2 protein-coding genes are annotated in these 8,392 nt (G+C 70.9%); both read left to right on the forward strand.

Annotation, left to right across the window (positions count from 1 at the left end; all coding sequences use genetic code 11):
- Positions 1–1,050, forward strand: a 1,050-nt coding sequence (locus ACH4PU_RS36035; protein WP_398282260.1) for a KR domain-containing protein, incomplete at its 5' end; no start/stop codon positions are given.
- Positions 1,051–1,190: 140 nt separating this feature from the next.
- On the forward strand, positions 1,191–8,392 hold a 7,202-nt coding region (locus tag ACH4PU_RS36040; protein WP_398282263.1), incomplete at its 3' end, for an SDR family NAD(P)-dependent oxidoreductase.

Raw genomic sequence — 8,392 nt, forward strand, 5'->3', positions numbered from 1 at the left:
TTGGACGACGGTGTGGTGGAGTCGCTGACCTCCGAGCGTGTGGCGTCGGTGTTGCGTCCGAAGGTGGACGCGGCGTGGAATCTGCACGAGCTGACCCTCGACCGTGACCTGTCGGCGTTCGTCCTCTTCTCCTCGGCTGCCGGTGTCCTCGGTGGCCCGGGGCAGGCCAACTATGCGGCTGCGAACGCTTGTTTGGATGGTTTGGCGCGGTTCCGTCGGGCGGCTGGTTTGCCGGCGCAGTCGTTGGCGTGGGGTCCTTGGGCTTCGTCGGGTGGGGGGATGGCCGGCGGGTTGGGTGGGGTGGATGTGGGCCGGATGGCTCGGGCGGGGCTGGTGCCTTTGTCCGAGGGTGAGGGGCTGGCCGCGTTCGATGCCGCCCTTGCCCGTCCGGAATCCGTCCTGCTGCCTGTGCGCCTGGATGGCGACACCCTCCGCACCAATCCCCAAGCCACCCCACCACTGCTGCGCGGACTCGCCGGTGCGCCGGTCCGCCGAACCGTCGTCCCGGACCGAGGCGCCGACGGGCTCAGGCCGCGGCTGGAAGCTCTCTCCGGCGCGGAACGCCAACGTGCCGTGCTCGATTTCGTGCGCGGCGAAGTGGCGGTCGTCCTCAACCTTCCGGACCCGGATTCCGTCGAGCCGGGCCGGGCCTTCAAGGAGCTGGGCTTCGACTCGCTGACCGCCGTCGAACTGCGCAATCGACTCAATGCCGCCACAGGGCTCCGCCTTCCGGTCACCGTCGTCTTCGACCACCCCCATGCGGAGGCGCTGGCCAGGTGGCTGCTCGCCGAAATGCTGCCGGATGCGCCGTCGGCCGAGCGGTCGCTCTTCGAGGCACTGGACAGCGTGGAGAGGGCCCTTTCCAGCGTGGCCTCGGACAACACCACGCGGGCCAAAGTGGTCGTCCGGTTGCAGTCGTTGCTCGCCAAGTGGTCCGACCCGGGCAGTGCGTCGCGCGGCGGTACGGCCGACGAGGCGGTCGACGTGCTGGAATCCGGCACGGACGAGGAGATTTTCGCGCTCATCAACGAGGAGCTGGGCCGGTCGTAGCGGTAAGGGCGGCCCCGGCCGCCCCGCACCCGGTTTTGGCTGGTGGCAGGCGGTTCTGTTGGGGTTTCTAGGGGCCCGGGTAGGGGTTGAACCCCCCTGGGGCCTCCCATAGCTTTCGGTCAGGTCTGGTGAAGTGCCCAATGGCTCGCCCCGGTGGTCGCCGGCCGGGGAGTCATTGGCCTGCCCTGAATAGGTGGCGTGGAATGGCTAATGAAGAGACTCTTCGCGATTACCTCAAGTTGGTAACGGCCGACCTGCGCCAAACCCGCCAGCGTGTCAGGGAAATGGAAGAGGCCGAGCAGGAGCCCATCGCCATCGTCGCGATGAGTTGCCGCCTACCGGGCGGTGTGCGCCGCCCGGAGGATCTGTGGCAGTTGGTGTCGAGCGGTACCGACGGCATATCGGAATTCCCCGAGGACCGCGGCTGGGACCTCGCCTCGCTCTACGACCCGGACCCCGAGAGCACCGGCACCTTCTACACCCGGCACGGTGGATTCCTGCACGACGTCGCCGATTTCGATCCGGCCTTCTTCGGAATATCCCCGAGGGAGGCGCTGGCGATGGACCCCCAGCAGCGACTGCTGCTGGAAATCGCCTGGGAGGCGTTCGAGCGGGCCGGCATCGACCCCGCCGCCATGCGGTCCAGCCTCACCGGCGTCTTCGTCGGCCTGACCGGCCAGGACTACGCGCCGCGCCCCGAGGAGGCGGGCGAGAACCTCGTCGGGCACATCATGACGGGCAACACCGCCAGCATCGCGTCCGGCCGGCTCGCGTACACCTTCGGGCTGGAGGGACCGGCGGTGACCGTCGACACGGCGTGCTCCTCCTCCCTGGTGGCCCTGCACCTGGCCGCCCAGGCCCTGCGCCGCGGCGAGTGCTCCTACGCACTCGCCGGCGGCGTCACGGTCATGGCGGCCCCGGGCGCGTTCATCGAGTTCAGCCGGCAACGGGGTCTGTCCGCCGACGGACGGTGCAAGTCCTTCGCGGCGGCGGCGGACGGCACCGGCTGGGCCGAGGGCGCCGGGCTCCTGCTCTTGGAGCGCCTGTCCGAGGCACGGCGGAACGGGCACGAGGTGCTGGCCGTACTCCGTGGCTCGGCCGTCAACCAGGACGGTGCGAGCAACGGCCTGACCGCCCCCAACGGACCCGCCCAGCAGCGCGTCATCCTCCAGGCCCTCGCCAACGCCCGGGTCTCACCCGCCGAGGTGGACGCCGTCGAGGCGCACGGCACCGGCACCCGGCTCGGAGACCCCATCGAGGCGCAGGCGCTGTTGGCCACGTACGGACAGGATCGGCCGGCCGACCGTCCGCTGTGGCTCGGCTCCCTGAAGTCCAACATCGGCCACGCTCAAGGCGCCGCCGGTGTGGCGGGCGTGATCAAGACGGTGCTGGCGATGCGGCACGGCCTGCTGCCCCGCACCCTGCACGTGGACGAGCCGACCCCCCACGTGGACTGGTCGTCCGGCGCCGTCTCCCTGCTGACCGAGCCCGTCCCCTGGCCCGAGACCGGACACCCCCGGCGGGCCGGCGTCTCGTCCTTCGGCATCAGCGGCACCAACGCGCACGTCATCCTGGAGGAGGCCCCCGCCGGCGAGACGGCGACCGGGGACCCCGCGGCCGACCCGGCACCGGCAACCGGCACCGGCCCTCTTCCCTGGCCGCTCTCGGCCCGCAGCGCCCAGGCACTCCGCGCCCAGGCCCGGCAACTGGCCGACCACATCGCCGAACACCCCGGTCTCCGGCCTCTGGACGTCGGCTACTCACTGGCCACATCACGGGCTCACCTCGAACACCGGGCCGTCCTCCTTCCCACGGACGGAGCCGAGGGCCCGGACGGATGGCGAGAGACGCTTCTCTCGCTCGCTGCCGACGAGGCCACCCCGTCCGTCGTCCGGGGGACCGCCGGCGCGGGGCTGACGGCCTTCCTGTTCTCGGGGCAGGGGTCGCAGCGCATCGGTATGGGTCGGGAGCTGTATGGGGCGTTTCCGGTGTTCGCGGAGGCGTTTGATGCGGTGTGTGAGCGGGTGGAGTTGCCGCTGAGGGATGTCGTCTTCGGTGATGACCAGGAGCGGCTCGATCGGACGGAGTTCGCGCAGCCCGCTCTGTTCGCGGTTGAGGTGGCGCTGTTCCGGTTGGTGGAGTCGTGGGGTGTGCGCCCGGACTTCGTGATGGGGCACTCTGTAGGTGAGTTGGTGGCGGCGCATGTGGCGGGTGTGTTGTCGTTGGAGGATGCGTGCCGGTTGGTGGTGGCGCGGGGACGGTTGATGCAGGCACTGCCCCCCGGCGGGTCGATGGTGGCGGTGGAGGCGTCGGAGGCGGAGGTCCGCGAGTCCCTGACCGGCGGTGTGGACATCGCGGCGGTCAACGGCCCCTCGTCCACGGTGATCTCGGGGGATGAGGCGTCGGTAACGGCGCTGGCGTCGCTCTGGGAGGAGCGCGGTCGTCGGGTGAAGCGGCTTCGGGTGAGTCACGCCTTCCACTCCCCGCTGATGGAGCCGATGCTGGCGGAGTTCGGTGCGGTGGCCGAGTCGGTGACCTACGGCACCCCGGGCATCCCGGTGGTGTCGAACCTGACGGGCAGTGTCCACGAGGATTTCGACGCCGCGTATTGGGTGCGGCATGTGCGTGAGGCGGTCCGTTTCCACGACGGCGTGCAGGCCCTGCGCGCGCAGGGTGTGCGCACGTATTTGGAGCTCGGCCCGGACGGCACCCTCTCCGCTCTCGCCCAGGACGACGCCGCCACCGCCGTCCCCACCCTCCGCAAAGACCACCCTGAACCGGCGGCGTTGTGGCAAGCCCTGGCCGCCGCCCACGCACGCGGGGTGGCGGTCGACTGGGCGGCCGTCCACACCGGACGCGGAGCGCGCCGCGTCGACCTGCCCACCTACCCCTTCCAACGGCAGCGCTACTGGCTCGACGCCCCGACGTCCCTCCGTGACCTGGCCGGCTTGGGCCAGCGTTCCGCCGGGCACCCGCTGCTCGGGGCGGTAGTCGGGCTGGCCGACGACGACGCCCTGCTCTTCACGGGTAGGCTGTCGCTCGATTCCCACCCCTGGCTGGCCGACCACGCCGTACTCGGCCGCGTCATCGTGCCCGGCACCGCCTTCGTCGAGCTCGCGCTGCACGCGGCCGACCAGGTCGGCTGTGACCAGGTGGACGAGCTGACGCTTGAGGCGCCCCTCCTGCTTCCCGAAGGCGGCGGCGTCCACCTCCAGCTCGTCGTCGGCGCCGGGACGGAACCGGGATCCCGCCCGTTCACCGTCTACGCCCGGCCGGAACTCCCGGCTCCAGGCGGTCGGGGCGACGGACCGGCCGACGAATCACCCTGGACACGGCACGCCACCGGCGTCCTGAGCACCACCGATGTGCCGGAGCCCGGGCCGGAGGACGACGCCTTCACGGTCTGGCCCCCGGCGCAGGCGGAACCGGTCGACATCGACGGCTTCTACGACGAGCTGCGCGCACTCGGTTTGGACTACGGTCCGGCGTTCCGGGGACTGCGCGCGGCCTGGCGACAGGGCGGGGCTCTCTACGCGGAGATCGCGCTGCCCGACGGGATGGCGACCGACCGGTTTGGCCTGCACCCGGCCCTGCTCGACGCCGCCCTCCACCCGGTGGCGTTGGACGCGGACCAGGACGCCGACATACGGCTTCCCTTCACATGGACCGGCGTGCGTCTGTACGCGTCCGAGGCGGCGGCACTGCGCGTGCGGATCTCGGCCGATGCCGACGGCACCGTCACCCTCTCGGCCGGCGATGAGAGCGGACGGCCGGTGGCCTCGGTCGCCTCCTTGCTGCTCCGGCCGGTCGCACCGGACCACCTCCGGGCGGCGGGCTCACCCGGGCGAGGGCGGTACCTCTATGCGATCGAGTGGGTGCCGGCGCCCGCGCCCACCGACGCGACAGCCGGTAACGGCGGCACCTCCTGCGTCGAGATCACCGACCTCGATGCCCTGCGAGAGACCCTCGCCGAGGCGACCGCCGTTCCCGAAGCCGTGCTGGTACGGGTGGCGGACGGCGACGACGCCGATCCCGCGGACCCGGTGTCCCGCGTCCACCGGATGTCCCGCCGGGCCCTGTCCTTGGTGCAGGACTGGCTGGCCGATGAGCGGTTCGCCTCCTCGCGGCTGGTGTTCGTCACGCAGGGCGCGATGACCGTAGGAGCCGGCGAACGCGTGGTGGACCCCGCCGCCTCCGCGGCCTGGGGGCTGGTCCGTTCCGCACAGTCGGAGCACCCCGGACGGTTCGTCCTGCTGGACACCGACGACCGCGACACATCGCGAGAGGCCCTCCCGGCGGCGTTCGGGAACGCTCCCGAACAGGTCGCCGTGCGCGACGGCGAGGTCTTCATCCCCGAGGCGGTACCCGCCGGGTACGACGGCCTCCTCGCCCTCCCGCCCGAGCCGGCCTGGCGCCTCGGCACGACGGAGAAGGGCATCCTGGAAAACCTTTCCCCACTGCCCTCCGACACGGCCGACCGCCCCCTGCAACCGGGTCAGGTCCGCATCGCCGTGCGAGCCGCCGGGCTCAACTTCCGTGACGTGCTGATCACACTCGGAATGTATCCGGGCGACGCCGCGATGGGCGTCGAGGGCGCCGGCATCGTCGTCGAGGTGGGCTCGGACGTCGGCGAACTCGTCGTGGGTGACCGAGTGTTCGGCGTCATTCCCGACGCGTTCGGCACCTACTCGGTGGCCGACCACCGCATGGTCGCGCGGATTCCCGACGGCTGGTCGTTCGCCCAGGCCGCATCGGTTCCCCTCGTCTTCCTGACCGCGTATTACGGGTTGGTGGATTTGGGGGGTGTGCGGTCGGGTGAGTCGGTGTTGGTGCATGCGGCTGCTGGTGGTGTGGGGATGGCGGCGGTGCAGTTGGCCCGGCATTTGGGTGCGGAGGTGTGGGTTACGGCGAGTCCGGGGAAGTGGGATGTCCTGCGGGGGATGGGGATTGCCGATGAGCGCATCGCCTCCTCTCGGTCGTTGGAGTTCGGGGAGCGGTTCCTGGCGGCTACGGGTGGTCGTGGTGTGGATGTGGTGTTGAACTCGCTGGCCGGGGAGTTCGTGGACGCTTCGTTGCGGGTGTTGGCGCGCGGCGGCCGGTTCCTGGAGATGGGCAAGACCGACATCCGCGATGAGGGAACGGTCGCGGACGCCTACGCCGGTGTGGCCTACCAGGCCTTCGACTTGATCGAGGCGGGTCCGGAGCGGATCGGTGAGATGTTGGCCGAGCTGGTGGTGCTGTTCGAGGGGGGTGTTCTTGAGCCGCTTCCGGTGACGGTGTGGGATGTGCGCCGGGCTCGGGAGGCGTTCCGCTATATGAGTCAGGCGCGGCATGTGGGCAAGGTGGTGCTGACCTTGCCCGCGCCGCTGGACCCGGCGGGTGCGGTGCTGGTCACTGGTGGGACGGGTGTGCTGGGTGCGTTGGTGGCCCGGCACCTGGTGACGGAGCACGGGGTGCGTCGTCTCGTCCTTGTCAGCCGTCGTGGTCTTCAGGCGCCTGGTGCTGTGGAGTTGGTGGAGGAGTTGTCGGCTTTGGGGGCGGGGGAGGTCGCTGTCGAGGCGTGTGATGCGTCCGATCGTGAGGCCCTGGCGGCGGTGCTGGAGCGGGTACCGGGTCTGACGGCCGTGGTGCATGCGGCGGGGGTGTTGGACGACGGTGTGGTGGAGTCGCTGACCTCCGAGCGTGTGGCGTCGGTGTTGCGTCCGAAGGTGGACGCGGCGTGGAATCTGCACGAGCTGACGCTCGGCCGTGATCTGTCGGCGTTCGTTCTCTTCTCTTCGGCTGCCGGTGTCCTCGGTGGCCCGGGGCAGGCCAGCTATGCGGCTGCGAACGCGTGTTTGGATGGTTTGGCGCGGTTCCGTCGGGCGGCTGGTTTGCCGGCGCAGTCGTTGGCGTGGGGTCCTTGGGCTTCGTCGGGTGGGGGGATGGCGGGCGGGTTGGGTGGGGTGGATGTGGGCCGGATGGCTCGGGCGGGGCTGGTGCCTTTGTCCGAGGGGGAGGGGCTGGCCGCGTTCGACGCCGCCCTTGCCCGTCCGGAATCCGTCCTGCTGCCCCTGCGCCTGGACAGCGACACCCTCCGCACCAACCCCCAAGCCACCCCACGGCTTCTGCGTGGACTGGTGAAGGGAGGAGCCGGCCGGCGTACCGTCCGCCGGGACGTGCCGTCCTCCGACACCGCGTCCTCTCTCGTCATGCGGTTGGCCGGGCTCCCGGTGCCCGAGCAGCAGCAGGTGCTCCTGGGGCTGGTCCGGACCGAGGTGGCGAGCGTGCTCGGGCACTCCTCGGCCGGTTCGGTGGAGGACACCCAGACCTTCAAGGAACTGGGCTTCGACTCGCTGACCGCCGTCGAACTGCGTAACCGGCTGAACGCCGCCACCGGCCTGCGACTCGCTTCCACCCTCGTCTTCGACTACCCGACACCACAGGCCCTGATCGAGCACCTGCGCACCACACTCACGGGAGCAGAGTCGGCGGGGAAGCGGGTCGACACCCCCCTGACCAGTGTGGACGACGACCCCGTCGTGATCGTCGGTATGGCATGCCGCTACCCAGGTGACGTCCGGTCCCCGGAGGACCTGTGGGAGCTGGTGGCCGAGGGGCGGGACGCCATCTCCGGCTTCCCCTCGGACCGCGGCTGGGACCTGGAGGCCCTGTACTCGCCGGATCCCGAACGGCCCGGCACCTCGTACGTCACCCAGGGGGGCTTCCTGCACGACGCGGCCGAGTTCGACGCCGACTTCTTCGGGATCGGCCCGCGCGAAGCGGCCGCCATGGACCCACAGCAGCGGTTGATGCTGGAGGTGTCCTGGGAGGCGTTCGAGAGGGCGGGCATCGACCCTTCCTCGCTGCGGGGCAGCCGGACGGCGGTGTTCGCCGGCACCGACAGCCACGACTACTCGATCCTCGTCCACCGCGCGGCGGACCGGGCCGAGGGCTACCTGGTCACGGGCACGGCCGGGAGCGTCGTGTCGGGCCGGGTGGCGTACACGTTCGGGCTGGAAGGCCCGGCGATGACGGTGGACACGGCGTGCTCGTCATCGCTGGTGGCCCTGCACCTGGCGGCCCAGTCCCTCGTCCGGGGCGAATGCTCCATGGCGCTTGCCGGGGGCGTGGCGGTGATGGCCACGCCGTCCGGGTTCGTGGAGTTCAGCCGGCAGCGGGGGCTGGCCGCGGATGGTCGCTGCAAGGCGTTCGCCGCCGGCGCGGACGGTACGGCGTGGGGGGAGGGGATCGGCGTCCTCGTTCTGGAGCGGTTGTCGGATGCGCAACGGTTGGGGCATCGGGTGTTGGCGGTGGTGCGGGGTTCGGCGGTGAATCAGGATGGTGCGTCGAATGGGTTGAC

Origin of the sequence: Streptomyces sp. NPDC021100 (genome assembly GCF_044333095.1) — a bacterium.
GTDB lineage: Bacteria > Actinomycetota > Actinomycetes > Streptomycetales > Streptomycetaceae > Streptomyces.